Origin of the sequence: Jannaschia marina (assembly GCF_013404595.1) — a bacterium.
Taxonomy (GTDB): Bacteria; Pseudomonadota; Alphaproteobacteria; order Rhodobacterales; family Rhodobacteraceae; genus Jannaschia; species Jannaschia marina.
On sequence record NZ_JABVAX010000015.1, the window covers coordinates 1 to 23,681 of the forward strand.

General features: G+C 60.3%; 35 protein-coding genes. 10 read left to right on the top strand and 25 right to left on the bottom strand.

Annotated features, from left to right (window positions below; genetic code table 11):
• Window positions 1–302: 302 nt before the first annotated feature.
• The gene (locus HSX43_RS16715; RefSeq protein ID WP_179381280.1) at window positions 303–638 is read right to left on the bottom strand and encodes a hypothetical protein; all 336 of its coding nucleotides are present in this window, start codon (window positions 636–638) and stop codon (window positions 303–305) included.
• Window positions 639–772: 134 nt separating this feature from the next.
• Here HSX43_RS16715 and HSX43_RS16720 point away from each other — a divergent pair, with 134 nt between their 5' ends.
• The 3 genes from HSX43_RS16720 (at window position 773) to HSX43_RS16730 (ending at window position 3,237) form a co-directional block, all read left to right on the top strand.
• The gene (locus tag HSX43_RS16720) at window positions 773–1,426 is read left to right on the top strand and encodes an SOS response-associated peptidase (RefSeq protein WP_179381281.1); all 654 of its coding nucleotides are present in this window, start codon (window positions 773–775) and stop codon (window positions 1,424–1,426) included.
• Window positions 1,427–1,534: 108 nt separating this feature from the next.
• Complete coding sequence (locus HSX43_RS16725) at window positions 1,535–1,969, top strand: LexA family protein (RefSeq protein ID WP_179381282.1); 435 nt, start codon at window positions 1,535–1,537, stop codon at window positions 1,967–1,969.
• Complete coding sequence (locus tag HSX43_RS16730) at window positions 1,966–3,237, top strand: Y-family DNA polymerase (RefSeq protein ID WP_179381283.1); 1,272 nt, start codon at window positions 1,966–1,968, stop codon at window positions 3,235–3,237. The genes HSX43_RS16725 and HSX43_RS16730 overlap by 4 nt, the downstream gene beginning before the upstream one ends.
• 121 nt (window positions 3,238–3,358) lie before the next feature.
• Here the strand turns inward: HSX43_RS16730 and HSX43_RS16735 are convergent, their stop codons facing one another.
• From HSX43_RS16735 to HSX43_RS16765, 7 genes are all read right to left on the bottom strand, one after another.
• A complete protein-coding gene (locus HSX43_RS16735) occupies window positions 3,359–3,520 on the bottom strand; it encodes a hypothetical protein (RefSeq protein ID WP_179381284.1) in 162 nt (53 codons plus the stop codon).
• A 238-nt stretch (window positions 3,521–3,758) separates the two neighbouring features.
• Window positions 3,759–5,213 carry a DUF4942 domain-containing protein gene (locus HSX43_RS16740; RefSeq protein ID WP_179381285.1) on the bottom strand — a complete coding sequence of 485 codons (1,455 nt, stop codon included), beginning with the start codon at window positions 5,211–5,213 and terminating at the stop codon, window positions 3,759–3,761.
• Window positions 5,210–5,677, bottom strand: a complete 468-nt coding sequence (locus tag HSX43_RS16745) for a hypothetical protein (protein ID WP_179381286.1) — start codon at window positions 5,675–5,677, stop codon at window positions 5,210–5,212. The genes HSX43_RS16740 and HSX43_RS16745 overlap by 4 nt, the downstream gene beginning before the upstream one ends.
• Window positions 5,674–5,880: a hypothetical protein gene (locus HSX43_RS16750; protein ID WP_179381287.1), complete on the bottom strand. Its 207-nt coding sequence runs from the start codon at window positions 5,878–5,880 to the stop codon at window positions 5,674–5,676. Before HSX43_RS16750 ends, HSX43_RS16745 begins: the two co-directional genes overlap by 4 nt.
• On the bottom strand, window positions 5,877–6,089 hold the full coding sequence (locus HSX43_RS16755; RefSeq protein WP_179381288.1) for a hypothetical protein: 213 nt from the start codon (window positions 6,087–6,089) through the stop codon (window positions 5,877–5,879). Before HSX43_RS16755 ends, HSX43_RS16750 begins: the two co-directional genes overlap by 4 nt.
• Before the next feature lie 627 nt (window positions 6,090–6,716).
• Window positions 6,717–7,091, bottom strand: coding sequence for a TSCPD domain-containing protein (locus HSX43_RS16760; protein WP_179381289.1), 375 nt, complete (start codon window positions 7,089–7,091; stop codon window positions 6,717–6,719).
• Window positions 7,092–7,222: 131 nt separating this feature from the next.
• Window positions 7,223–7,570 (bottom strand): single-stranded DNA-binding protein, encoded by a 348-nt coding sequence (locus tag HSX43_RS16765; protein ID WP_179381290.1) that lies wholly within the window; start codon window positions 7,568–7,570, stop codon window positions 7,223–7,225.
• Between the two features lie 565 nt (window positions 7,571–8,135).
• Here HSX43_RS16765 and HSX43_RS16770 point away from each other — a divergent pair.
• Window positions 8,136–8,501, top strand: coding sequence for a thermonuclease family protein (locus tag HSX43_RS16770; protein WP_179381291.1), 366 nt, complete (start codon window positions 8,136–8,138; stop codon window positions 8,499–8,501).
• A 36-nt stretch (window positions 8,502–8,537) separates the two neighbouring features.
• Here the strand turns inward: HSX43_RS16770 and HSX43_RS16775 are convergent, their stop codons facing one another.
• The 11 genes from HSX43_RS16775 to HSX43_RS16825 all read right to left on the bottom strand — a co-directional run bounded on the left by HSX43_RS16775 (window position 8,538) and on the right by HSX43_RS16825 (window position 14,799).
• On the bottom strand, window positions 8,538–8,753 hold the full coding sequence (locus HSX43_RS16775; RefSeq protein ID WP_179381292.1) for a hypothetical protein: 216 nt from the start codon (window positions 8,751–8,753) through the stop codon (window positions 8,538–8,540).
• A gap of 369 nt (window positions 8,754–9,122) precedes the next feature.
• Window positions 9,123–9,374: a hypothetical protein gene (locus HSX43_RS16780; protein WP_179381293.1), complete on the bottom strand. Its 252-nt coding sequence runs from the start codon at window positions 9,372–9,374 to the stop codon at window positions 9,123–9,125.
• Complete coding sequence (locus HSX43_RS16785) at window positions 9,371–9,628, bottom strand: hypothetical protein (RefSeq protein WP_179381294.1); 258 nt, start codon at window positions 9,626–9,628, stop codon at window positions 9,371–9,373. The genes HSX43_RS16780 and HSX43_RS16785 overlap by 4 nt, the downstream gene beginning before the upstream one ends.
• Window positions 9,629–9,670: 42 nt before the next feature.
• Window positions 9,671–10,087, bottom strand: a complete 417-nt coding sequence (locus tag HSX43_RS16790) for a hypothetical protein (protein WP_179381295.1) — start codon at window positions 10,085–10,087, stop codon at window positions 9,671–9,673.
• Window positions 10,084–10,329, bottom strand: coding sequence for a type II toxin-antitoxin system Phd/YefM family antitoxin (locus HSX43_RS16795; RefSeq protein WP_179381296.1), 246 nt, complete (start codon window positions 10,327–10,329; stop codon window positions 10,084–10,086). The genes HSX43_RS16790 and HSX43_RS16795 overlap by 4 nt, the downstream gene beginning before the upstream one ends.
• A 497-nt stretch (window positions 10,330–10,826) precedes the next feature.
• On the bottom strand, window positions 10,827–11,090 hold the full coding sequence (locus tag HSX43_RS16800) for a zinc finger domain-containing protein (protein WP_179381297.1): 264 nt from the start codon (window positions 11,088–11,090) through the stop codon (window positions 10,827–10,829).
• On the bottom strand, window positions 11,083–11,715 hold the full coding sequence (locus tag HSX43_RS16805) for a hypothetical protein (protein ID WP_179381298.1): 633 nt from the start codon (window positions 11,713–11,715) through the stop codon (window positions 11,083–11,085). The genes HSX43_RS16800 and HSX43_RS16805 overlap by 8 nt, the downstream gene beginning before the upstream one ends.
• A gap of 1 nt (window position 11,716) precedes the next feature.
• On the bottom strand, window positions 11,717–12,082 hold the full coding sequence (locus tag HSX43_RS16810; RefSeq protein ID WP_179381299.1) for a hypothetical protein: 366 nt from the start codon (window positions 12,080–12,082) through the stop codon (window positions 11,717–11,719).
• Between the two features lie 14 nt (window positions 12,083–12,096).
• Window positions 12,097–12,384, bottom strand: a complete 288-nt coding sequence (locus HSX43_RS16815; RefSeq protein ID WP_179381300.1) for a hypothetical protein — start codon at window positions 12,382–12,384, stop codon at window positions 12,097–12,099.
• A gap of 48 nt (window positions 12,385–12,432) precedes the next feature.
• Window positions 12,433–14,283: a ParB/RepB/Spo0J family partition protein gene (locus tag HSX43_RS16820; protein ID WP_179381301.1), complete on the bottom strand. Its 1,851-nt coding sequence runs from the start codon at window positions 14,281–14,283 to the stop codon at window positions 12,433–12,435.
• Window positions 14,284–14,460: 177 nt separating this feature from the next.
• Window positions 14,461–14,799 (bottom strand): DUF1419 domain-containing protein, encoded by a 339-nt coding sequence (locus HSX43_RS16825; RefSeq protein ID WP_179381302.1) that lies wholly within the window; start codon window positions 14,797–14,799, stop codon window positions 14,461–14,463.
• Between the two features lie 625 nt (window positions 14,800–15,424).
• Between HSX43_RS16825 and HSX43_RS16830 the strand changes: the two genes are divergently transcribed.
• From HSX43_RS16830 to HSX43_RS16855, 6 genes are all read left to right on the top strand, one after another.
• Entirely contained in the window at window positions 15,425–15,682 is a 258-nt protein-coding gene (locus tag HSX43_RS16830) for a hypothetical protein (RefSeq protein WP_179381303.1), read from the top strand.
• Window positions 15,683–15,686: 4 nt separating this feature from the next.
• On the top strand, window positions 15,687–15,962 hold the full coding sequence (locus HSX43_RS16835) for a hypothetical protein (RefSeq protein WP_179381304.1): 276 nt from the start codon (window positions 15,687–15,689) through the stop codon (window positions 15,960–15,962).
• 2 nt (window positions 15,963–15,964) lie between these two features.
• The gene (locus HSX43_RS16840; RefSeq protein ID WP_179381305.1) at window positions 15,965–16,258 is read left to right on the top strand and encodes a hypothetical protein; all 294 of its coding nucleotides are present in this window, start codon (window positions 15,965–15,967) and stop codon (window positions 16,256–16,258) included.
• A complete protein-coding gene (locus HSX43_RS16845; protein ID WP_179381306.1) occupies window positions 16,255–16,551 on the top strand; it encodes a hypothetical protein in 297 nt (98 codons plus the stop codon). Before HSX43_RS16840 ends, HSX43_RS16845 begins: the two co-directional genes overlap by 4 nt.
• Complete coding sequence (locus tag HSX43_RS16850) at window positions 16,541–16,804, top strand: hypothetical protein (RefSeq protein ID WP_179381307.1); 264 nt, start codon at window positions 16,541–16,543, stop codon at window positions 16,802–16,804. The genes HSX43_RS16845 and HSX43_RS16850 overlap by 11 nt, the downstream gene beginning before the upstream one ends.
• A gap of 115 nt (window positions 16,805–16,919) precedes the next feature.
• Window positions 16,920–17,192 carry a hypothetical protein gene (locus HSX43_RS16855; protein ID WP_179381308.1) on the top strand — a complete coding sequence of 91 codons (273 nt, stop codon included), beginning with the start codon at window positions 16,920–16,922 and terminating at the stop codon, window positions 17,190–17,192.
• Between the two features lie 69 nt (window positions 17,193–17,261).
• Here HSX43_RS16855 and repC read toward each other — a convergent pair whose 3' ends face one another.
• The 6 genes from repC to HSX43_RS16885 form a co-directional block, all read right to left on the bottom strand.
• The gene (gene repC, locus HSX43_RS16860; protein WP_179381309.1) at window positions 17,262–18,455 is read right to left on the bottom strand and encodes a replication initiation protein RepC; all 1,194 of its coding nucleotides are present in this window, start codon (window positions 18,453–18,455) and stop codon (window positions 17,262–17,264) included.
• A gap of 327 nt (window positions 18,456–18,782) precedes the next feature.
• Window positions 18,783–19,556, bottom strand: a complete 774-nt coding sequence (locus tag HSX43_RS16865; RefSeq protein WP_179381310.1) for a hypothetical protein — start codon at window positions 19,554–19,556, stop codon at window positions 18,783–18,785.
• A 531-nt stretch (window positions 19,557–20,087) separates the two neighbouring features.
• Window positions 20,088–21,845, bottom strand: a complete 1,758-nt coding sequence (locus HSX43_RS16870; protein ID WP_179381311.1) for an ABC-three component system protein — start codon at window positions 21,843–21,845, stop codon at window positions 20,088–20,090.
• Entirely contained in the window at window positions 21,842–22,087 is a 246-nt protein-coding gene (locus tag HSX43_RS16875; protein WP_179381312.1) for an ABC-three component system middle component 6, read from the bottom strand. Before HSX43_RS16875 ends, HSX43_RS16870 begins: the two co-directional genes overlap by 4 nt.
• Window positions 22,084–22,995: an ABC-three component system protein gene (locus HSX43_RS16880; protein WP_179381313.1), complete on the bottom strand. Its 912-nt coding sequence runs from the start codon at window positions 22,993–22,995 to the stop codon at window positions 22,084–22,086. The genes HSX43_RS16875 and HSX43_RS16880 overlap by 4 nt, the downstream gene beginning before the upstream one ends.
• Window positions 22,995–23,558, bottom strand: a complete 564-nt coding sequence (locus HSX43_RS16885; RefSeq protein WP_179381314.1) for a recombinase family protein — start codon at window positions 23,556–23,558, stop codon at window positions 22,995–22,997. Before HSX43_RS16885 ends, HSX43_RS16880 begins: the two co-directional genes overlap by 1 nt.
• Window positions 23,559–23,681 lie beyond the last annotated feature (123 nt).

A 23,681-nucleotide genomic window follows, 5' to 3' on the forward strand; every position in this document is an offset into this window, starting at 1 on the left:
AGCTTCGAATGGCAAACCTTTGAGTCGCAAATGGCAACATTGAACGCATTTCCGGCTGAGCCAGAACGACGTATCAATGGCTTAGCAGTAGCCCAATGGCAGAACTATGAGTCGCGCCATAGGATCACCCTGCTTCGCAGCGCGGCGCAGCCGCGACCGAAGTTGGGGACACCCCTTTGGGCGCAGCATTTCGGGGTTGCGTGGGGGAACCGGCGGTTCCCTCATCGCTCATGGAGGCGTTCGGCTTGTCCGAACCCCCATGAGCTAGAGGATGAGTGGGCGGGCTTGCTCGCCCTTTCCGATCAGCTCTGTAGCTGTAGGGTGGTCTTCTGACCGGCTTTCAGCGGAAAGCGCGCTTCTGGAAGGCCGCACCCCACCAGGAAGGAAATCACGCCGGTCGCGGTCTTGAACTCGCGGACCTTGACGCCGCCGTCCGATACTTTCGCCCGTGCCGTGACAAGGCGCTTTGCGGTGCCGGAAGGATGGATGCTCGTCATGGTCCAAAGGCCGTGCCATGCAGGACCGCGGCGGCTTGCCTCTTCACGACATTCGACCTCGATCAGTCCGCCTTGTTCAAGGCACTGTCGAAGGCCCTGTTCTGTGGTCACGTTCGGTATCAGGTCGTCGTTCTCGTTCATGCGTAAACCAGTGATTTGATGCAGAGCGTATACGATTGGCATTCCTCTGGGAATCCTGAAACCGGAATCAAGGCGTGATCGCCAGACAACTGGTCCTGGGTGACGATTTGGGGGAACTCAAATAAGATGAAAGGATGTGCAATCTCTACGCCAATACGATGCCGCCTGCCGCGATGCGCCAGTTGTTCGATGTCGAGCCGGGCCGCGACCAGCTCGGCAACGCCGAACCGTTGCCCGCGATCTTCCCCAAAGGCGCGGCGCCGATTGCAGCCTTGGGTGATGATGGTGAACGCGAGCTTCTGAACACGCATTGGGGGTTCGTGCTGCCGCAGGTATCGAAGAAGACCGGCAAGCCGATCCAGCCGAAGGCGGTGAACAACGCCCGCGACGACAAACTGCGCACGTCGTCGTTCTGGAAAAGCAGCTTCGCTGAACGCCGGTGCCTGGTCCCGGCGACGAGCTTCTGCGAGACGAAGGGCCGAAACCCGGCTACCTATGTCTGGTTCGGAGTGGAAGGGGAGGGGGAGCGCCCGCCTTTTGCCTTCGCTGGCATTTGGCGTGGCTTCAAGGGGAACTACGGCGGCGAACTGCGCGAGCTGGTCACGTCTTCGATCATGACCACGACACCCAACGAGCTGGTGCGCGAGACACATCCCGACCGGATGCCAGTAATCCTCGAACCGGACGACTATGAGGCGTGGCTGACAGCGGAACCGGAAGACGCCTTCGCGTTGATACGCCCTTATCCTGCGGAAAAATGGTCATCCACCAGAGTGGCGAGGGTCTGAAATCGGATCGCGGCGGGCTGTGATCGACTGGTTGCCGCGCGGTTCGGTCTTGACAGGTCCGGGACTTATCGCAGATTTAGAACAAACAGCGAACATGCAAGGAGTCTCATGCCGCTTCATCGCGTCCATAACCCCGTGTTGCCGGAAGGTGCGCCCATCCGGGTTGTCACCGCCAGGGCAAGTGCGGGGTTTCCGTCGCCTGCTGCCGACGATCTGGAAGATGAAATCGACCCGATTGCCTGGGTGGTGCGCCATCCTGCATCGACCTTCTGGTGGCGGGTGGAAGGCGACTGCCTGTGGGACGTGGGCATTCGCGATGGTGACTTGATCGCGGTGGACCGCGCCGGAAAGCGTCGGATTGGTCGCGCGGTGCTGGCCGTGGTCGAAGGGTCAGTGACGGCGAAAATTTTGCGGCGCAGGGAAGGGCGATACTATCTCGCACCAGCCAACGCGCGCGACGGCTTCCCGGACGTTGAACTGACCGAAGACAGCGAGATATGGGGCGTGATCGCTGGGGTGGTGCGGCGCTACGATCTGGCGTGAAGACGCCGATCGCGATCAGCGACAGCGCGAACTTCTATGTCAGCGCGGAACGGATCTTCGATCCCTCCCTGAAAAACGTCCCGGTGATCGTCCTATCGAATAACGATGGCTGCGCAGTGGCGCGAAGCGACGAAGCGAAGGCATTGGGTATCAAGATGGGCGAGCCGCTACATCTGATCCGCGACAAGGTAGAGGCACACGGGGTCCGGGTCTTCAGCTCGAACTACACGCTCTATGGCGACATTTCGCGGCGGGTGGTCGAGGTTTATGAAGACTTCACGCCCAACGTGGAAGTCTACTCCATAGACGAATGCTTTCTGGACTTCGGCGGCTTCGCGGATCGCGAGACTCATGCACGGCGTCTTCGGGCGGAAGTCTTGCGTCGGATCGGCGTTCCGGTGCGCGTGGGGATCGCGCCGACGAAGACGCTGGCAAAATGCGCCAACGAGATCGCGAAGAAGAACCCGATCTTCGCCGGGGTGCTGGACATGATGGACGAGAGGCTGTCCGATTGGCTGCTGCCGAAGGTGCCAGTCGGGGACATCTGGGGGATCGGGTCACGCACGGATGCGAAGCTCGCAAAGCTGGGCATCCGCACGGCGGCGGAGCTGCGCGCGATGCCAGCACGGCAGGCCCGCGCGCTCGGAACGGTCGTTCTCGAACGGACGGTGTTGGAACTGCAAGGGGAGCCGTGCCTGGCGCTCGAAGACGTAGAGCCGCAGCGCAAGGGGATGGCGGTGACGCGCTCTGCCGGAACGCCCATGACCGATTTCGATACGCTGTTCCAGGCGCTGACGGCCCACGCGACCCGCGCGGCGGAAAAGTTGCGACGGCATGGGCTGGTGGCCGGGACACTGACGGTATTCTTCCACACAAACCGGCACCGGCTAGACCGACCGCAATACAGCGGCTCGCGCACCACGCGGCTTACCCCCATGTCGGCAGACACCTTCGATCTGGTCGAAGCGGCCCGGCGATGCGCCAAGGCCGCATGGCCGAAGGCGCAAGCCGGGACGTATAGCTTCACCAAGGCCGGTGTCATGCTCGACGATTTGGTGCGCTTTGAAGATCGGCCGCGCACGCTCTTCGACGTGGAAAGGCCGAAAAGCGCGGCTCTCATGGCCGCGCTCGACCAGGTGAACGACAGGTTCGGGAAAAAGACGATGGTGCTAGGGAGTGAAGGAATGAAGCGGTCGTGGCAGCTTCGGGCGGATCATCGCAGCCCGCGTTACACGACACGCATCGAAGACCTGCCAGTGGTCCGTTGATTGAACCGGGCAGGGGGCTGTCTGCCCCCGGCGCGTGCCGCGCCTCCCCCGAGGATATTTTCGGGAAGATGAATGGCATGGAAAAGGCAAAAGCCCCCGAAGGGGCTTTGCCGTGCAGCCGCTAGGTCTCGCGGCGCTTGATGGTGAGTTTCACCTTCAGGAAGATGATGTTGACCTCGACGCTGAGGCTCAAGTCGATCTTGCGAAGCTGGCGGCGGATCGTGCGAAGACGGCGGGCCGCGCGGCGGCGAAGGCGGGTGGATCGTTTGCGAATGTATTTCATGGTCTGCTCCTTGGTGAATAAACGAGTGTTCCAGACACGGCGGTAATAGGGGGCCTGTCCACACGCGCGGGACGCGCCCCGAAGGGCTTGGTGTTGACTGGTTCCCGCGCCGTGTAGGATGCGCTCGGTTGTTCACGGAGCTGCACCTGAAATGCTGAAAACCGCGCACCTGCCGGAGCGGATGCGCGGTCTCTCTGTCGGTTCCGGGGAAGTCAGCGCCGGGCGGCTGCCCTCGATGTCAGTGGCGGCGACGGATCGTGAAGATGACCGTGTTGATGTTGGTGCCGGCCTCGGCAAAGCTCTCTGCGGGCAGGTCCGAGAACATGCCCCATCGCCCGCCACCGTTCACCTTCTCGGCCCATCGCCGGAACTGGATGTGCGCCTTCGTCTCTGCCACTTGTGCGGACGCTGGCAGGATGGCGACGAGCTGACCATTGGGCGCCAGAAAATCGAACGCGTGGCGAACATGGTCCATCCAGTGCGTGCCGTAGAAGGGCGGGTTCATGACCACGGCATGAAAGCGCGGATCGGCGGGCTGATTTAGAAAATTGCCGTGGATCACAGCGCAATCGGGGCCTTCGAGCCCGCGCAACTTTGCGATGCGGTCGCCATGAATCTCGATGGTGGTGACTTTGCATCCCTTTGCCAGTAGGGGCCGCACAAGATGCCCCTCGCCGCCGCAAGGTTCCAGAACGCGCATGTCCTCGCGGACATAGAGACTGGCGACCAGCGCCTCGGCTGCGGCCTTGGGCGTGTGATAGAATTGCAGGTCACGCGCGGGCAGGTTGGTGCACTTGCGAAAGGCGGCGTCGTCCTCGCCCTTCTCGGCGGCGTCGGGAATGACCTCGCCGTAGTAGTCGGCAAGGATGCGGTTGGCCTTCTCGACCAGATCGTCGCGGGTGAACCAAAGGTGCGCGTTGCCGTTCTTGAAACCGCGAATGCGGAAATAGGTGCTTTCTGTGACGGATTGCTGGGGGCCGTAACCTGGGCGGCAAGCGTCGATCTCCTGAATGAGGCCACGACCTGCGGGCATCTGGTCGTCCAGCTTGGCGAACACGCGCTCCACGTCAATGATCGTTTCTTCCGCCCATGAACGGTTGAAGCTGCCGGAATACTCGCAGAAGGCGCGGTCGATAATCATGCGCGATCCCAGCTTGAAGGCGTCATGGCTCTTGAAGCGGCTATCGAGCCGCGCAAAGGCCACGGCCAAACCTCGGGCGAAGATCATATCTGCGCTGCCCAGGAGCGTTTCAAACGTCGCGTGCAGGTTCGCCACGGTCACTTCCGGCACATCCTCGCGCAGGCTGCGGTCGAAGTCGCGGGCGGCGGTTGCGTCCATCATGTCGCGGATGCCGGTCTCTTCGTAGAGATAGGTCCAGACCGATGCGTCAAGCTGGCGGCGGAACGTCTCGACCGATCGCGCGGGATCGAATCCATCGGGAAAAAGCACCGAATAGTGCTTGCTGCCGGTGCGATCCAGGCCCCAGTATTTGCGCCCGCATTGTGCCTGCTTCGCGAATGCAGCGGCGTCCTTGGACAGAGCATAGGCCCGCTCAAGCGTGGCGGCGGCTTCCTGCACCTTGGCAAGGGAAGCGTCCCGTGCTGCCACGATGTCGTCAATGCGAGACGTGAGGGCGGGAAGGGGGGCGGTGGATGCCGCCCCGTCTTCCATGATGTCGGTCTGAATAGTCATGTCCGTGCCTCCGCCCATGCGTCTAGTCTGGCTTCAAGGTCGCCCATGCTCGGTTGCTCGCTGTAGATCGGGATGATTTCGGCCAGCGTCGGATCGGCCTTGCATCGTTTCACAACGGGAAAATCGTGTTCGAGATAGGCTGAACACTGCGGCCCTCCGTCTGGGCCTTCGCCATTGTCGAAGATGAACATGAGCCACTTTTCCAGACCGTCGGGATTGGCCTCTGCCTCGTCCTCGATTTCCTTCTGGGTCAGGCGTGTGACCTCGATGGTGCGGACACCGATTTCCAGAAAGTGATTGGTGTTCGGCGCGGTCAGGATCGGGGACGGTGCATAGCCGAACGTGAAGTCGGGGAACCGTTCACACATCAGCTTCGCGACGATCTGCGCGCGCCGCTTTCCCTCGATCTGCGCAATCCCGGTGTTCGGAAAATAGCTGCTGCAATAGAGCGTGTGCAAGGTCATGCCACGATCTCCCTTTCTGTCAGGCTGGCTTCGCCGCCGCATTCCTCGCAGTCGGCATTGTCGAAGACGGTCACGATTTCCCATGTCTGCAACTCGGCGTTCCACGCCACGCTTGCATCGCGGCGCACATCTTCGCTGCCGCAAGTGGTGCAATGAATAGTGATAGCCGGATCGGGCTTCGGGGTGGATCGCGGGGCAGTCATGCGCCCGTTCCTTCGGTATCGGTCCAGTCGTCGGCCCATGCGTCCATCGTGGCGATGGTCACGCCTTCGGGGTCGATCAGCGACAGGTCGGGTTTGATCTTGGCGGCGCGATGGTGATCGCGGCCCAAGAGGCGCAGCGTCACTTCGCTATTGGAAAAAACGGTGTCCTCTACGGACAGATCGGGGTGTTCCAGTTTCAGGGAAAACATAGCTGTAGCCATTCCGGCGGTCCTCGTGGTGATGCCCGTTCTGGTGTGTCCCAAAATCGGGCGGGGTTTCTGGCGAGGAAGCGCGTAGCGCGTCCCTCTCCTGAAAGCCTGCCTCCCGGCGAGGGCAGGGGGGGAACCGCCGCAATGCTGAAATCCAGCCCAAAGGGGAGGGGGATCACCCGCCTTCGCAGCGCGGACGAAGGACGAGACCGAAGGTGGGGAAACCCCTTTGGGTGCAGAATTTCGGGGTTGCGGTGGGGGACCGGCGGTCCCCTGTTCGTCCCGAAGCGGCGTTCGGCTTGTCCGAACCCCGAGGGATCAGGGTAAATCAGGATCGAAGATCCGTGCCCCAGCGATCGTGACCCATATGGGCGGAACGCCGCTGCCCAGGGCGGGCATGAGACGAAGGAAGTGGCGCGGCTCTGGAAGAGACGGGCCGCGACTATCGGATCAGCTCGACCAGGGCCGGGGCATTCCGGGCGGAAGCCGGTTTACCGGCTGAAGCCTAGAGCGCGGTGCCGCGCCCCTGGGGCGGGGCAGGGGCCTGTATGAACCGTTGAGTTGTCCATGCCACTTCAGGCCCCACCGAACCCGATCGGAACGGGAAATGCGGATCAATGGGATCCTCTAGGTCCGTTCCGCCGACACGGGCGCCGGTTTGTCCAGCTCGGCCGCGATCAGGCCGATGATGCTGGCATAGGCCATCGTTCCGTCTGGCTGTTCTGACCGTGCCAGCGACTTAATGATGTCTTCAGGCCGATGCCCGTGCTGCAAAAGCAGGGAGATCAGCACACAGGCGTCCTGGATCTGAAATTCGAGTGCGGAGCCGGATTTGAAGCCCGCTGAGTAGAAAACCTCGCGTGCTCGGCCGTCTTCATGGGGGTCGTATCCGACCGACAAATGAACCGTATGCCCCTCCGGCGTGATGACTTTGCGGGTCTCGGTCAATCGCCGGCCAGGAAGGACGTGGCGCGGCTCGGGAATATCGCGGAACTTAGTCATTGGGGGCCTCGATGTTGGGTCGGGGGGGCCGACCGGAACAGTCCAGTCCTTATCCCCGTTATCCGCGACCGGAATGTCCAGCCGACTTACAAGCCCGTAGGGTGAGGCGGGCCTGTCGGCCCGCCCTGTCGTCAGGAGCCGTTCGCGGCGGCGCGACGGCGTTCGTCATGGCTGAAATCGTCGAAGCTCTCGGCGGCCATCGTGATCCCGTATTCGGTGCTGCCATCCGACTTTTCCCACTGTGCCTGGCGGACGGTGCCGCGCGCGTGAACGATGTCGCCGGGCTGCACGTTGTCCGTGGCCCACTTGATGACGTTCTCGTTGAAGATCGTCACCTCGTTCCAGTAGGGTTTCGACTGGAACTCGCCCCGATCGTCCTTGCGACCGTATTCGGCGGCGATGCTGACCCGGAGGGTGGAGCCGACTTCCTTGAGCTTGCCGACCCGACCGATGATCTGAAATTCTGCGAAGGTTCTCATTGTGATGTCTCCTTGGTGAGAGTGTTTCGATGGAAAACGGGCACGCCGCCTTGTGATGCGATCAAACCAAAAAGCGGAGGGTCCGATTTTGTATAAATTGTGTAACAAGTTATAACAAATTGGAAACCGTTTTTTTGATTGAAGGGAAGGCCGAAGGCCGCCCCGGTCGCTAAGAACAAGGCGAGCGAGGTTCCGTTTGAGAAACACGGGCCAAGGGGACATTTGAGAACCGGAGTGCTTGGTTTTCAGAAGGTCGGGATAAGATCAAGGATGACGGCGACATAGGGTCCGAAGAGACGCTTAAGGTGGAAGGACGATTGGGGTGAGTGGTGAAGCCAGAGGGACGTATGTATCTGAAAACAGATCGGCAAAGGGCCAGGAGTGCAGCCCGCATCGGTCAGGTTGCGATAGCCGACAAGGTGGGAAAATCGCGGGCAGTCCGCTGAGGATCTGGAACGCCATTGCTGCGCGTTGTGCAGCTCGAACAATGCCTTGCTGGTCAGACGGTAGGACAGAATGGGCGGAAGGAACGCGACGCCCAGGCTATGTCGGCATTGTTGCGACATTGGCGCTACTGGGGACCGGCGACGCCGCGCAGGCGGAAACCATCCAGGCCAGCGCAATCTATGTGATCGACGGGGACACGGTAGATATGTCCGGCCAACGCTACCGGCTGGTCGGCTTCGATACGCCCGAGACATACCACGCGCAGTGCGACTATGAGCTGGCCTTGGGGCAAGAGGCCACGAGACGGGTGCGCGAGCTGGTGGCATCCGGCCGGACAGTCGAACTCTCCGTTCTGCCCGGACAGGACAGATATGGGCGCGGTTTCGCGCGCCTGTTCGTCGGGGGTGTCGATGTCGGCACGATCTTGATGTCAGAAGGGTTCGCCCGACAATATGACGGCGGACGCCGCGAAGGGTGGTGCTGAAAACGGGAAAAAGCGGCCCCGAAGGGCCGCTGATCGTCAGCCGAAAGCGCCGACAGCGTTGAGGACGACGACCGTGCCGACGATGGCGGCGGCGAAGAGGCCCTGAACCGTCATAACGGCCTGAAACACGTCCGACTTGCGAACCATGTTCTCTTCGATGTGCTCGATCTTCGCGTCGATCCTGTCGAAGCGTCCGTTGAGCTTGGTCAGCTCGGCTGCGATGGCGTCGTTGGTCATATCCATGTCGCTCATGGTGAGGTTCCTTTCAAAGATAGGTGAGAACCGCCTGAAAATCAAACTTCCAACCTCAGACGGTCGGCGCATTTGGACACGTCGAGTCAGGGACGGCCGAAGGCCGCGTGCGAGCGCCCTTCAGGGCGCGAAGTCCTTGACCGGCGTGGTAGGATGCAAAGACCGTGTATGGTGGAAAAGTCCGGCCCTGGGCGGCGCGAAACGCGCGGGCCAGGTTAACAGCCGGACACCTTCTGCACGGGTCGCATCAAGAGCAATGAGTGGGTGACGCGGCCGCGCCGGGGGGCGCGGCTTCTGCGCGAACAGCGCCGGATCGGGCGGGGCAGGGCGCAGTCCTGGCCCGCCCGGTCAATCTTGAAGCTGGCGCGATCAGGCCAGCTCGCGCTCATCGAGCCAAGCGAACGTCTGGCGCAGATAGGGCACCGTCTGGGGAAAGTCGCGACGCAAGGCCACAAGATCCTCGGTAGCACGATGCAGCATCATGGGATTAGGTTGAAGGTTGTGCATCGCCTCTGCAACGGCGCGGGCCGCTTCGGCGTCAGGTGGCCCCATACGGCCTTCGAGCAAGCCCCGGATAGCGATCATGCCCTCGGCCAGAAGCGTGGAAAACTGGGTCGTCATTTGGCGGCATCCTTTCGGGCGATGGCGCGAAGCTGGCGGATCAGCGACCGGCGCAGCTCAATGAGCTGGTAGAGGCAGGCCCCGACGCCGGCGATGGACAACGGGACGATCCAGCCGGCGACGGGCTGATCGAAGATGGTGAGAAAGGACGCATAGCCGATGATGAAAATCAGCGCGGCGATCATCGCGCCTATGGTATGGGCTTCTCTCTCGACGGCCCTACGGGCCTGGTCTTCTTCGCTATAGTAGATCATCGGTGCCTCTCGATGTTGGTGGGGGCCACGTCGGTCACGCGGCTAGTCGGTGCGGGGAACCCGCTTCACTTTGCGCTCTCTCATGGCTTGGGTGAACAGACGCAGTGTGTTGGTCGTGAACGCACTGCTGAACGCACCGCGCCACCCGTTCGGATCGAGATAGAACGACGATTCCGCAATCTCGTGATTGTATTCGTCAAAGATGATCCAGAGCCGAAGATCGGAGGCGAGACCCGCGCGACGGCGCTCGATCTGCGGCACTTCGAGCGAAAGACGGTCTCCGCCCGGTGCGCGGCTGGTTATCGGCAGGATGAACAGGTGCGTCCTGCCGTCAGCCCCGACCACGGTGGTCACAACGGCGGTCGGGCGCGGCTTTCGCCCATGCTCCGCCCCCGCCTCATGTTCCCGCTTCCAGAGGTATTCATAGGACCATACGTCGCCTGCTTTCGGCATGGTCATTGCGCATCGTCCTTAGTGCGCTCCGCAAGGGAGGCTTCAAGCATGGCAAGATGTTCGTCGGGGGCATCCTCGATGGCGTAGGCTCGCCGCTCGTCTCGCTGGAACCGCTGTTCATATTCGCGGATGCTCATGAGAACATAGCGGGGCTTGCTGTGTTTCGTGATCGCGATCGGCTCATGAGTGGCGGCGTCCAGCACATCGCCAAGGGTCTGTTTCAGGTCCGTCGATGGAAAAGAACGCATGGTGATCTCCTTTCTGTCTAAAATAGACAAAACAGACGGAACATGCAAGAAAAGAGGCCCCGCCGAAGCGGGGCCAGAGTGTTTTCCTCACCACAAGGAAAATCCGTTGGTCAGGGTGTATCAGACCCATACACCGCCCGCCAGTTATCGCCGGTCGGTATCACGTCGAGTGCGCGCTTCAGGACCGCTCTTCGGTTCTGCAAATCCACTAGAACGGGTGTCGTCCCGTGATCGGCACGGTGGCCGCGCTGCGGTCGTCGCATCCCTATCGGCCCGTGGCGCAGCAACCAGATGGCATCTTCGATGGCCTCAAGGTTCGTCTCTGCGACGATTACAGAGCGCGGAAGGATGCAAGCGTGGGTTTCCAGATCACGGCTGCGTTTACTGGACAATCGGCGTCGGTCGAGTTGACGGGCGCAGTCGCACCAATCGCTGACGGTGGACCAGGTAAGCCGGGTTCGGGGGGTCCGATAGTAGATAGGCATTGCTGACAGCCCCTAGAATAGTGCCAGTTGTTCGGGCTTCGGACGGATGCCTGCCCGCCCTTTCGGGTCAATCACCCATTCGCCCTCGATGTGCAGGATCGCGGCCTCGATGCCGTGCTGCTCGATGAACACACGGTCGGCTTCCTCTCGGCGGCTCTTGTGCAGCTCGGCGGCTTTGTGGCCGCTCGGTCGGATGCACCAGAGGCCAACCGCCTTGCCGCAATCGGGACACCGGACGGCCAGGACCGGATGTTTGTGGGCCGTGAAGTCAGGCATGGGTTTCCTCCATTTCTCCGAGGCGCAGGAACAGATCGGACGCGAGAACGCGATCCTGCATGGCCCTCTTGCGATCCTTGTTCTTCGACGCGGCGGCTTGCAGATGGTGATAGGCAGCATGGCGCTCGGCCAGCGGATAGCTGTCGGGGTCTTCTGCGATGTCACGCGCCTTCAGGATCGTGACGAACAGGTCAGGTGTGGCGAAAAGGTTCGCGATTCGCGCACCACTCCCATCGGTCTTGGACAATGGAAAAGGCGGGCGTTTCAGGTCGATCTTGCCAAGGCTGTAGCTGTGCAGCACCCCCAAGAGCCGCGAAGGGTCGGCGGGGTAGGGAGCGCAATCCCATGCACGTCGCACGGCGCGACGTTCAGCGGCGGGCAGGGTGTCGATCATACGGCGGGCCTTGCGCCACTCGGCGGCCCGGTCGGAGCGCCAGCGGACCTCCTGTGCATTGGACAAGTCAGCCCTCCGCGCCATTTCCTCGTCTTCGGTCGGTTGGGCTTCCGCGATCTGCTCGGCAAAGAGAGGAAGGGCCTCGCGCTCGCGCTGCTGCTTGCGCCGGAGCGCCGCCCGCTTTCGAGGCGTATCGGTGAACGCGAAACTGGGTGTTTTCTTGAACCGCATGTCACCGCCCTTCCTCGCTGTCGTCCGGCTCGTGCGCGGCCAGACGGGCTTCGTGAGCCTCAAGCCGTCCCAACAGGGCAGCGGTTAGGATGCGGAGCGACGCGCGGTCGGCAAGGTGCAGCGCGGCACGTTCGCCCGCCTTCAAACCGGCCATTGCAGTCCCGTGAGGGACCGGGGCCGCATTGCCCTCGATGTCCGGTGCAACCGCGCCAGCCATGTAGGGGGTCAATGCCTCCATCAGCGGTGCCAGAAGCGCCGTGATCTGGGCGGGCGCGGCCCGATTGGACGTGGCCGATTTCTCGATCAGACGCAGGGTTTCGATCATCTTCTCTACCCGGCCCAGGTTCGTGTTGTTCTCGAATGCCATTGGCTTTCTCCCTGTCACGCGTAGGTCGGCCCGATCCACAGGCGCGGGTAGCGGGGGCTTTGGACAAGCTGCTCGGCAGCGATACAGGCCCGCGCGTGGTCTTCCGCGCCTTTTGGCAGTTTCGTGCGATAGCTTCGGGTCCGGTCGTCGCCTTCTAGCCAAATGCCTGCCTCGGTGACGATGAAGCGGCAGCATCCGTTGTGCGATGCTTCGGCATGGTTCTGGATGGCCTGCCCCCATGTGTAGGGCGCTCCCCATAGTTTTCCGCGTGTGATCGGGCGATCAAGGATGGAAACGGTCATAGCGGTTCTCCTGTCGGGGGCAGGGCGCTTTCGCACCCTGCCAGCCGGTCACTCCATGCCTTCCGGCAACCATGCGGCGATCCGCGCTTCCTGTGCCTCTGTCAGGCCAAGGGCGGTGCGGGTCTCGGCATCGTTGAACAGGTCGTCCAGCTTCTCGGCCTTCTCGCCCTTTTTCAGCTTGGCGAAGGTCGTCGCGGTCGGGTGGTCCTCCGCGAGGTCCAGCAAGTCGCGCCACAACTCATTGAGGTAGGGGCCTCCCACGCGGCTGAAAAAGTTCTCTGCGGTGGGGGTCCAGACGCTCCGCGTGTCGCGGTTCACCATCTTGTCGATCATCGGCCCGAGGTCGCCATTCGGCAGGGTCAGAAGGCTGACCAGATAGCGGTGCAGCACCTCCATGATCTTCTTGTCGCCACGGCGGCGAAAGGTCGCGAAGTCTTTCGCATGGTCCCGATCCCACATGCTGCCGCCGCTGTCCTTTTCCGGCGTGGTCAGGCGCTTGTCGAGCGTGTAGCCGGTTTCCGTCTCCGGCATGTTCGGCACATCATCGGTGCGAATGCCGAAGGCATGGGCATAGCCCATCTTGCCGCTCAACTGGAACGCCAGAAGGTGCAGGGCCAGCTTCGGATCGTCCAGAAGGGCGTTCTGTCGAGCGCCGGTCTCTACGCGGCGCAAATCACTGCGCAGCTTCTCGGAAATGGGCGACTTGGGCGCATCAACCGTGGGCTTGTGGCGCGACGGTTCCAGAACCCCCGCATCCTCCGCCGCCTTGCGATCTTCCTTGCGCACCAGACCGGCTGTGACGCTGATCTTGCCCTCTTGGTTCACCGTGACGATAGCGCCCGCATGGGCCTTCTGCTCGTCGGTAAAATCACCTTCAAGTTTGGCTTCCAGCGCCTCAAGTTCGGCCTGCCCGTCCTCGTCCAGCACGTCGCCATTGGCAAGGTCGGCCAGTTCGTCATACCGCTCGGCTTCCTCCTCGGTCAGGATGCCTTCGACGGGATAGAGACGCCCGAATTTGTTCCGCTCCATAAAGTCCCACGACAGGTAGGCGTCGGTGGTGGCCTCGGCCCATTTCCAGCCCTTCTCGCTGGCGATCTGGGACGCTGCGGCCTCGATCCTCTCCGCGAATACCGCGTCCAGAATGTCGAGATCGTCAAACAAAGTCTCGTCGGCAAAGAGGTCGCCACCGATCCGGCCACCGGCTTCCTTGTAGGCATCGACGCCCACGAAGATTGCACGGCGGTCGCTGCCTTTCACGCTGTTGGGTTTCAGCATGGTCTTGATCTGGTATTCGGTCAGACCGCCCCAGCCCTTCGTCACGTCCGCACGGTGCTTTTCCAGCGTCTCGAAGATGATGCTTTCATCGTCGGCCACGGTGAAGGCTGCGGCCTGCCCAAGGCTGATTTCATCTGTCTTGAGTGCATCCAGAACCGCGTCGGGCAGGTTCGCCAATGCGAGGCGACGATAGACATGCTTTTCGGTCACGCCATAGGCCAGAGCGATGTCGGCCACGGCGATCTTGCGCCCGGCCATTGCCCCATAGTCGCGGATTTCATCGGCGGGGTGCAGCGCGGCCCGCTGGCTGTTCTCGCTGGTGGCCCAGAGGCGGGCGGTTTCCTCGTCCTCGGTGACTTGCACGGTGATCGTCTGAAAGCGCGGATCGTCTTGCAGCAGCGCCAGCGCCCGAAGCCTGCGGCCACCCGCCACGACGCCGATCTTCTTGCCTTTGGCGTCACGCAGGCCCGCGAGGTTCTGCACAAGCCCCACCTTGGCGATGTTTTTTGCCAGCGCCTCGATACCGGCCTCGCTCACGACACTGCGCGGGTTGATGTCCGACAGGTAGAGGTCTGCGAAGGGGATGCTTTCGACGGTTGCTGTGATTGCGGTTTGCTTGGTCATTGTTCTGTTTCCTATCTGTGGTGAGTTTCAGGGTGCCGCGCCCCTCGGAAGGGACGCGGGCGAGGTCTCATTGGGAGACGTGTTGGCGCAGGAAGCGCAGGCCGATCTGGGCGGATAGACCGCCTTTTTTCACAAGCGCGACGGCCTCACGCTTGCGCTGCTCGATCAGGTCGCGGCTCATGCCGCTGCCCTCTCGGAGACGTGTTGCAGGAAGCCCCGCACTGTCTCTTGAAAATCCATCTGGGAGCCGTTCCGCACGGCGAGGCAGAAGGCCCGTTTCCCGTGCATGATCCACGCATCCGACAGGCTCTCTGTCGCGGCCTCCGACATGACGAAGGCGAAGCCCAGAAAATGACGGGGTGGCAGGATATTCAGAAAGTAATCGAACATTTCGGGGGTGGTCTCGAACCACTGTCCCGCCTTCCGGTTTTCGGGGTCATAGCCTCGGTTGATAAGCGCGAAGGTCTGGTCGTGGCCTGCCACTGTTCCGTCGCCAATCATTACAAAATCGCTCATGGGCGCTTTCCTCTGTGGTGATGCCCGTTCTGGTGTTTCCCAAAATCGGGCGGGGGTTGGAGTGAGGACCGCGGAACGCGGCCCTCCCTTCAAACCCTGCCTCCCGGCGAGGGCAGGAGGGGGGCCCGCGCCAGCCTGGAGGACTAGGAGAAAGGGGAGGGGGATCACCCGTCTTCGCAGCGCGGACGAAGGACGTGACCGAAGATGGGGACACCCCTTTCGACGCGGGCCGGAATGGCTTGCGTGGGGGAACCGGCGGTTCCCGGACGGCCAGCTTGCGTGGCCCAGGATTACGGGGGCGTTCGGCTTGTCCGAATCCCCCCGTTCATGCGATCGCCGCCCCTGGCGGCGATCACCGCTTCATGTTCGGCACTTTGGGCGAAGATCCGTTCAAAGAGTTGAAAGGGGGCTGTCTGCCCCCGGCGCGTCCCGCGCCTCCCCCGAGGATATTTCCGGGAAGATGAATGGCGATCATCTCGAAAAGTGTTGAGTTGTTGGACAAGTTATAATAATTTTCCCGTGCGACACAGGCAGGGATGCCGATGGTCGTGGAAGGTGAAAGCAGAGCTTTTATCGGGGGGCCGGAGCCGTGAGGTTCTGGCTCCTTTGCACGAAAGGAGCGCGCATGAAGGTTCTTCTGATCTTGGTATCGCTCAGCCAGGGTGACGATGTTCCGCCTGTGACGGCCGAGTTTGCGTCGATGGCGGAGTGCGAAAAGGAAGCCCTGGCGATTTTTGCTGAATCGGACGAGCGGGTCGAGGTCGTGCCTTTCGAGGGCGAAGAAGAAGCGGCTCTGATGGACAATATGAAGGTCGCATGGGGTGCAGACGGGAACATGCTGGGCATGTTCAGTTGTGCATCGTTATCACAGGCAGGGGAGTAGCGAGATGCTGACTGATTTGAAATGGGCGCTTGAAACAGTGGTATGGCCGCCGGCCACGAAGCTGGTTTGGCGTCAGCCGGTCGATCTGAAACGCTGGCTGCTGCTGATTTCGATCAGCTTCGCGGTCATGTGCTGGACGTTGATTGCGGGATCGTTCCTGATGTCCTTTTTCGACCCCGTGACGGGAAAGGCCCTTTGGATCGGGATCGGCATGAGTGTCATCGCCGGGTATTTCGCGTATCTCCTGTTCGCGTTCGGAAAACTGCCAAAGAAGAGCTGAAGATGAACGTGTTGGAAGGTTTTCGGGCCATGTTGGCTCTTCGCACGGCCCTGGAACGGGCACAGTCTCCTGAAAATATGCGGTGGTTTGCGCCCGGTCGGCTCGATCCAGCGGCACCCGTAGCTGCCGATGTCCGGGCGGCTGGCGAGAAGCTAAATGCCTGGGGCGGGTCAGACGCGATGATGAGCGCCGCGAAGGCATTGGTGATCGAAGACCCGGTGCGCTACTTCGGGCTTCGTGCTGTGCTTGACGGGCTGTGGGCAGGGATCGGTGAATGGCGCCGATTGGCAACATGACCGAACTGCGCGTTGAGCCTTCGGAAAGGGTTTTGCGCGAGATTGTCGAGCATCTGAAAATTCAAGGTTATTGCAGCCAGCTCGACGTTTCTCTTGCTTCTGGGTGGTGGTCGCGAGCGGCTGAACTGGCGCAGCGGCTTTCCAGCATGGGTTGGCCTGAACCTGTCTGGGGGCGCGAAACCGTTTGCTCTGCCAGCGTGCGAGTCCAGTCGATCTTCGATCCGAGCCGATTGACCGCTGATCTGGTGGACGAGCTGGTGCGGGATGAAGCGGAGGCGCATCGTGAACGGTGAAAAAGAGAGGCTACGCCTGACCTGGCGCTTTACAACTGCTGCTTTGTCGCCCGCAAAACCTGCGAAACCGAAGTCTGTAGTCGAACGGTTGAGAGAGATCATCGAGCGCGATGGCGTGGAGAGAGTGACACGGGCGGAAATCAGGCGGCGGTGCCGGGAAGATCAAATGCGCCGTTATGGCAAGGTTCTGACCCGCGAAGAAGTCTGGTCCAGATTGCGGCATCTTGCGGATCGGACAAGGGACGGCCGCTAGGCCGTTCTGGGCGAGGATCGTCACCCGAAGGGCGGAGACTACAGGCTCCGGTCGCCTTGGCGACTAGAGCTGGTCCGGCGGGTTCGACGGACGCCCCCAAAACAGAGGAACTGACATGGAAAACGAAACCGTCGAGCAAAGTGCCATCCGCATCATCATGGCGCTTCGCGATATGCTGGGACCCGATGTGAAAGGCGTGTCGAAGGATCGTGAAGAGCTGCTGGCCCACGATCTTCTGGACGGCATGTCGGCGGAACAATTCGATACTGCTGCCCATTATGCCCAACGCCTGGGCTGGGTGCGTGTTCGGGACGCCATCGGAAAGCCAGCCTTCTCGATTGTGCTCATGGAGACAGGCCAGAAATACCTCGATCATCTGGGCGTGTGATCTGCCCCTCGCACAGCCATTGCCGGCAAACCGGCTTCCCTGCGGCGGAAAAAACAGACCCATCATCTCTCAAAGATCCTTGCGCCGCGAAAGACCGATCAGGCTTCCCGCAAGGTTGAGTTTGCCCTGCCGATGGCGTTTCGTCATCGCGCGAAGCGCGCCCCCAGGATTTGCGACTGGAGCGGTAGGGTGATCGCGATTGGCGTCGATCAGGAAGACCGCGAGCCAGGTGCTGTCCGGCCCCATGATGTCGAGCGCGGCGGTCCATGCTGAATGGTTGATGCCGAGGGGGGCCAGCATCTTGTAGGCGGCGTTGAAGAAATGCACGGTTCTGGGATGGGCAGCGCCGTCCGATTCCAGGGCGATAACCGTCTGCATGTCGGGGCTCGCCAGCTTGAAAAGCCGCTCCGGGGTGAAGGATTTGAGAATTTTGGCCTTGTGCGCCTCGCTCTCGGCTTCACACTTTTTTTCTCTGCAATGGCCGGAGCCGGCAGGCTCCGGCACAGTAAGTTCAGAGTGCGCGGGCTTGCTCGCGCTCGATTTATCCACGTTGGCGTTACAAGATACAGATAGGTCTTTTGAGTTGTTCTCTTGTATATGGCACCGGAAGTTTAGTGCCGGTTCACCGGAAGAATCTTGGTGTAGAGAGACAATATCGTCCAGAGCCATGCACAGCGCCTTGGCGTCTTCGACGTGGGCAGAGAGGGTTTCGAGGTCCATCCCGGCAAGGGTATCGGCACGCGGCCATGCCTCGAAAGCCTCGATGATGTGACGGATGGCGGGATCCTCGGGGTCGGTGTCACGCAGGCGGGCCTTCATGTAGCGCAGGGATGAGCTACGCTGGCCCTTGAGGTGCTTTCGTAGCTTGCCGTCCTCGATGATCTGCTCTGCCAGCCGTGCAAGATCAGGAAACAGCGCGATCAGCTTCGAGAAGACGATCCCGCACCGCCCGTGCGAAGATCGTTGCCCGTTGCCCTTCACGCGACGATCGACAAGGCCAAGAGCCTCTAGTTTGACCTCGATGTTGTAGAGGGCGCGTCGGGTGATGCCCAGGGCCGATGCTGTTGCTTCCTGCGAACCGAAGAAAACCGGCTCGCGGTCTGGGGATGTCCAGTCGCTCGGCCGCGTGGCCTTCATCATGTGAAGAAGGGCGTGCAGCGCGTTGCCGCGTAAGCCCAGGGCCGGCGCAAGGTCGATCAGGAGTTGTTCGATGGAAAATCGTTTGATGCCCTGTGGCAGGGCGGGGAATGTCTGGTCGTGCATTTTGGTTTCCTCGCTGTGGTGAGCGCGGAGCGTGACCGGGCATGAAATCGCTGTTCACACGGATGCGTTTTTTGCTTGCGTCGATTGTCAGGGGGGTGGTAGAACCGGATCAAATCTTCTGTGGATCGTCAGGGATTGCCGTCCCTTGGTTCTAAGCCCCCCCTCGCCAGGTTCGCCCTCGCGGGGGGTTTCGCTTTTTGGGGGTGGGTTACTGCTCCTTTCCTGTCTGCCTCTGATTCTCTTATTCTTATAAGTTTTGACGACAGGCATACTATGTGTAGATGCCTGCCGCAATTCTCGCGTTCGCCAAAAGGTCAAATACCAGACTTAGTAGTTGACCTGCTCGTAGCCGTAGTTGCCCTCGTAGTCCCGCCAGTCAACGAAGACGGAGCGGTGGAAAATGCTGGGGCAGTTGCTCGGGTAGCGTTCCAGGCCCACATGCGCGTCTGGCAGCGAGCGATAATCGCTGCTGCTCCGCCATGCGAACTCGCCTTGGGGCCCGTAGGTGCCGACGCGCATTCGGAAGGATCGGTTGCAGTCCCCGTCGCGACCGCTCTCGTGTTGCCGGGCATAGGTGACGTTGTAAACGCGGATGGATCGCACGAAGTCGAAGGCCGGATCGCTGATGTCGATGTCGGCTCCGGTTTCCGCACTCTGGGCGAGCTGAAGCGCGAATCCGTCCGGGAGGGGCTGTGCAGACCCGCCGCTGTGGCGAACAACGGCGGGCTGCGGCAGAAGCGCGTTCCGTGAGTGAGTGTCGAGGGGTGCGCTTGGGAAGGACTGCTGCGGCATGTCATCGAGGTCGAGAAGGATCTCGTAGATGCGCTCGGCCGTCAGGTTGGACGGCTCGTCTGTGTAGGCGACACCCATCGGGCAGCGCCAGATTTGCAGGGGCGGCTCAACGGGCCAGGGTGTGATGCGCCGGATAAACTCGGCGCGAGCGCGGGCGCACGGCACCGATGCGGGCCAGCCACCCGAAAGACACAGTAGAATAGCACAGTCGATCTGATAGGATTGAGCTTGCGCCTGCTGGGGCGCTGCGACCTGGGTTGCTGCGGCTGCAACTGTCGCGAGTGCTGTGGTGCGGAAAAATCGGAGCATTTGCCGGTCCCCCATGCTGCTAGAAAGTTATGACTTGTTTGGCACTTTATAACGGTATAAGCCAGACAGGTGGAAAGACTCAATCTCTTTGTTCAGATGGAGCCGTTTGGGGTCACATGCGCCTTTCGGCCAACTGACATTGGGGTTTCCGTAACGGCGCAAGGCGGTGTTATGCGTCACCTGATGCCGTTTTTTTTACATAACAAGTATTATGCGACCATTCTGGGTGTAGCCGCAAAGCTGTCGGATTACGTAATTAGTGAGACTGAATTAATGGGACTCTGCAACGCAGCATTTGGACACGATTTCGCGCTTCGGTTGCGCGATGACACACGAACATAGTCAATTAGACGGCTGTGGAGCCTGCGGCACTCGTGCGCACCAATGAGGCGGCCGGCGCTCTTCGGCTGCACCTGGCTCATACCACGTGTGTCCGGTCCACATCCAAACTTCACAGTCATCGCCTGGATTGCGGATAATGTAGAAGTATCCTGGCGCATCTTCTCGACCGCTATACATTAAATCACATCGTCAAAACCGAACACCGAAGAGGCCACCCGTCTCTTCCTCATCGTAAAGTCGCGTGGGGTTTACATGCTTCCACACGTCGAAGTCATCCTGAAAACCGTCTTGCGGCAAGGCATCAGAGTTCATCGTGACGATATATTGGAACCCGACACGCTCGGCATGTTGCGCCCCAAGCTGAAGTGCTTTTGCTACCTGTCGCTCATCTACACCATCAAAGAGGTGGCTATCATGGATCAGAAAACCGGGACCCAGCCCTCTTTTCGTCGCCAGTTCGGACAGCATCAGATCGAAGCAGAAAATCTGCATGTTGTTGATGCCTTTGCTGCGCTGTGCATCAATCGTCACGTCGAACGTGGGTCCGTTGTCGGTAGCACCGATTTCGAGGTTACCGGCTTGCTCATAAAGCGCGTTTGAAAGATTTTCGAACACAAGGATCGCTTCCTCAACGATTCTGCTTCTCTCGTGTAGGTCGGATTGCAGCGCTTGCTGTAGGCGGGCGCGCTCGATGTCGAGTTGGACCTGCGTGCTTTCGATCCGCTCAGCGATTTCAAGCTGCTGGCGCAGGGCCTCCACGTCAGCCTCAGATCGCCCCAGTTCTTCTTGCAATTTGCTATAGTGATCCAGTGCACCGCCAGACTTGAGGATGCCCATGATCTCCTGTCGGCGGCGATCCAGCTCTGCGCGTTCTTCGTTTCGCTCTTCAATCCGCTTCTCGGCGGATGAAATCTCGCCCGTCAGGTGCGCCTTCCGGTTCCTGACGATCGCTTCGTGAAATGCAGAGACTTCGTCGAAACGCTTGGCCACAGTCCCAGGCAGGACAACACCGGCTTCGTTGAAGACCTTTTCGACATTAGCGATTGCCGGTGGTTCTTCACTCTCAAGCGCTTTGGTCAGTTGCAGTATCAAGTCCCGGTCGATGAGATTATCATTGTTCATCGTGGAGATCGCGCGGGTGATTTCCGACGCCTCTTTTTCAAGGGCAGTATATTCTGGCACCACGTTGAAGGTTGCGATCTGCTGGCGTAGCCGGTCAGCCTTTCCCTGCGCTACCGCGAGACGAGTCCGAAACTGCGCGGAGCTTCCATAAAAATCGCCTAGGCTGCCTTGCTTTGCCGCCTTGCGCAGTTCTTTCATGGCTTTTTCTTGATCGCGGGTCTCTTGAAATTGTTGCGAAATACTCGCATCAAGGCCAAGAAGGTAAGATAAGCCAACTTGTTGGTTCCAGCTGGACTGATCTTCGGAGTTTTTCGTCGGATGCGAAAATGCTCCACTGCCCTGGCGGCGGGCAAAGTATGGAAACATTGATCGAAATGTCGGGCCAAATCGGCCGCGGGCATCTTCGTTCGTCGGCAGATCAAAAAAAAGCGCTCCAAGAACTAACTTCCAATTTGCCTGGGATAGAATCAGGTCACCGGTCTTTTTTTCAAAATCGGGCTTGATCGGCCAATGGTTTGTCTCGCCCTGTATCCGTATCCTGGACGGCTTTGAGCCTGAGCGAGAAGCAGTCACGACATGCCCGCCAATGTCCGCTTGGATCTCGAACGTATGGGGGGTCAGGGCATCAGAGCGGAAAATGCTCTTCTTGTCGGCGTTACTGCCGAATATGAAGTGCAACAGCTCGACAAAGCTCGACTTTCCAGCACCGTTGCGGGTCTGACGATCGGTCGCTTCGGCCCCCTTTTCAGCGAGGACAATATTGAGACCATGCCCAAATGTGAGAGACTTGAAGCTATCAAGGTCGCTGGTGATAGTATGGATCATGTCGCCGCCTTCCGTAGAAGGCCGTTCTCGAACGTGACGGCATTCACCATGAAAAGCAGATTGAGAGCCAGAACGAACCAATCATAGTTGATTGGCGCGGTGCCGACAGCCTCGCCACGCTGTTCGCGCACTTCGTCCCATACCTTCGAAACCGTCATCGGACGATTGAGACAGGCGAGGACTTCTGCTCCAACCGTAAGCAAAGCGCGGTCAGGCCGAATATGTTTGGTCGGAAGAATCATGTTGCAGCCCCCTCCACCACATGATCCTCGAAAACGTCGCAGCGCTCGAAGAAATACGACATGACAGCAAGAACCGCGGCCTGGTGCTCGGGACTACCGGACATACCGCCAGCGAACTGTTGCAGCTCTTTGAAGATGGCATCGGGACTCGCAGTGTCGTCCCGGAGCGCCTGATAGCGGTCTCTGAAACCTTGTGCGATCTCTTCGCCAAAATTTGGAACAGGATACTGCTCAAAGAAGCGCTCGACCAGTCGTTCTTGGCGACGTCCTACACGAAGCAGGCCGGCGGCGGCGTCAGAGAGGTCGTTCGCCTGCAACTTCGTCGCTGAGGGAGCCGTGAGTGGCGGATTGTCGTCGGCCTCCATGCGTGGGATCGCAAGGATGACAGGCTGAAGCTCCATGAACTCCAACTGCGAGAGCGTCGCCTGCGTCGGAGCCGCACCGAAAAGGTCCGCAAGCTGCGTAGGCGATAAGGACATTACGACATCGAACAACTCGGCATAGCCCATCGACCCGAGTTTCACGGTGGGGTTTGCAGCTCCTAAATCGACAAATTGCTGCACGACATCGGCTGGAAGCCCATCCGTATCATTATGGACAAAAATCCATCTCTCCATCCGTGCACCCCAGTGACCGAGCGCACCGTAGAAGTCGGCATCGACCTTCGCCTGCATGGCATCGAGCTTTGTGGTGCGGGGCCCATAGCACTGGAAGATGGTTTTGTCGCTCGCTCGGTAGCCATCACTCTTCCGGTCGCCCTTGTTCCCATATGCGCGCACAGGCTGGAAATCGTCCGGAAAGGCATGGCCCATAATAGCAGCGAACATGTCTTCGAAAGCCTGCCCTTCGTTCTTCAGGAAGGCATTCTCAAACTTGATCTGGAAAATGTAACGCTGAAGCTCATCCATCATGTAGTCGCCGCCAAGGCGCGCTGGATCGTGCTTCTGTTGACACCCAGTATTTCCGCCATGCCCGAGACGGTTTCATGTCTCGTTTCGATGGCCCGTTTGGCGTGTGCGATCTGTGTTGGCGTAAGGGCTGGCGGCCGTCCCAGTCGTTTGCCGCGCTTCTTTGCGGCTTGAAGCCCCGCTGTGGTCCGCTCTCGGATAAGGTCGCGTTCGAACTCGGCAAGCGCGCCCATGATGTGAAACACCAGCCTTCCACCTGCGGTAGTTGTGTCGATCCCGTCTGTCAAACTGCGGAACTCGATGCCACGGTCTCCGAAGAGCTTCAGAAGGTGGATCAGATCCGCAATGGAGCGCCCTACCCTGTCCAACTTCCAGACGACCAGAGTATCGCCCTCGCCCAACAGTTCCATTGCTTCGGAGAAACCCGTCCGGGTCTCGGCCATCGTTGCTCCGCTCTGCGCCTGATCCGTGACGATGCGGTCGCAACCGGCCTCGGCCAGCGCCTCGATCTGGAGATCAAGGTTCTGTTCGTCTGTAGACACGCGTGCGTAGCCGATTTTCATGCTTGCTTTGTGCATCAGGTTTTTGCGGCAGTCCACCGCAAAAGAAATCAATGACTTGGCAGGAGGTGGAAAAGTGCTGCAAAAAGGGTCTTTTTCGCGGCAGAGATGTCGAAACAGTCATTC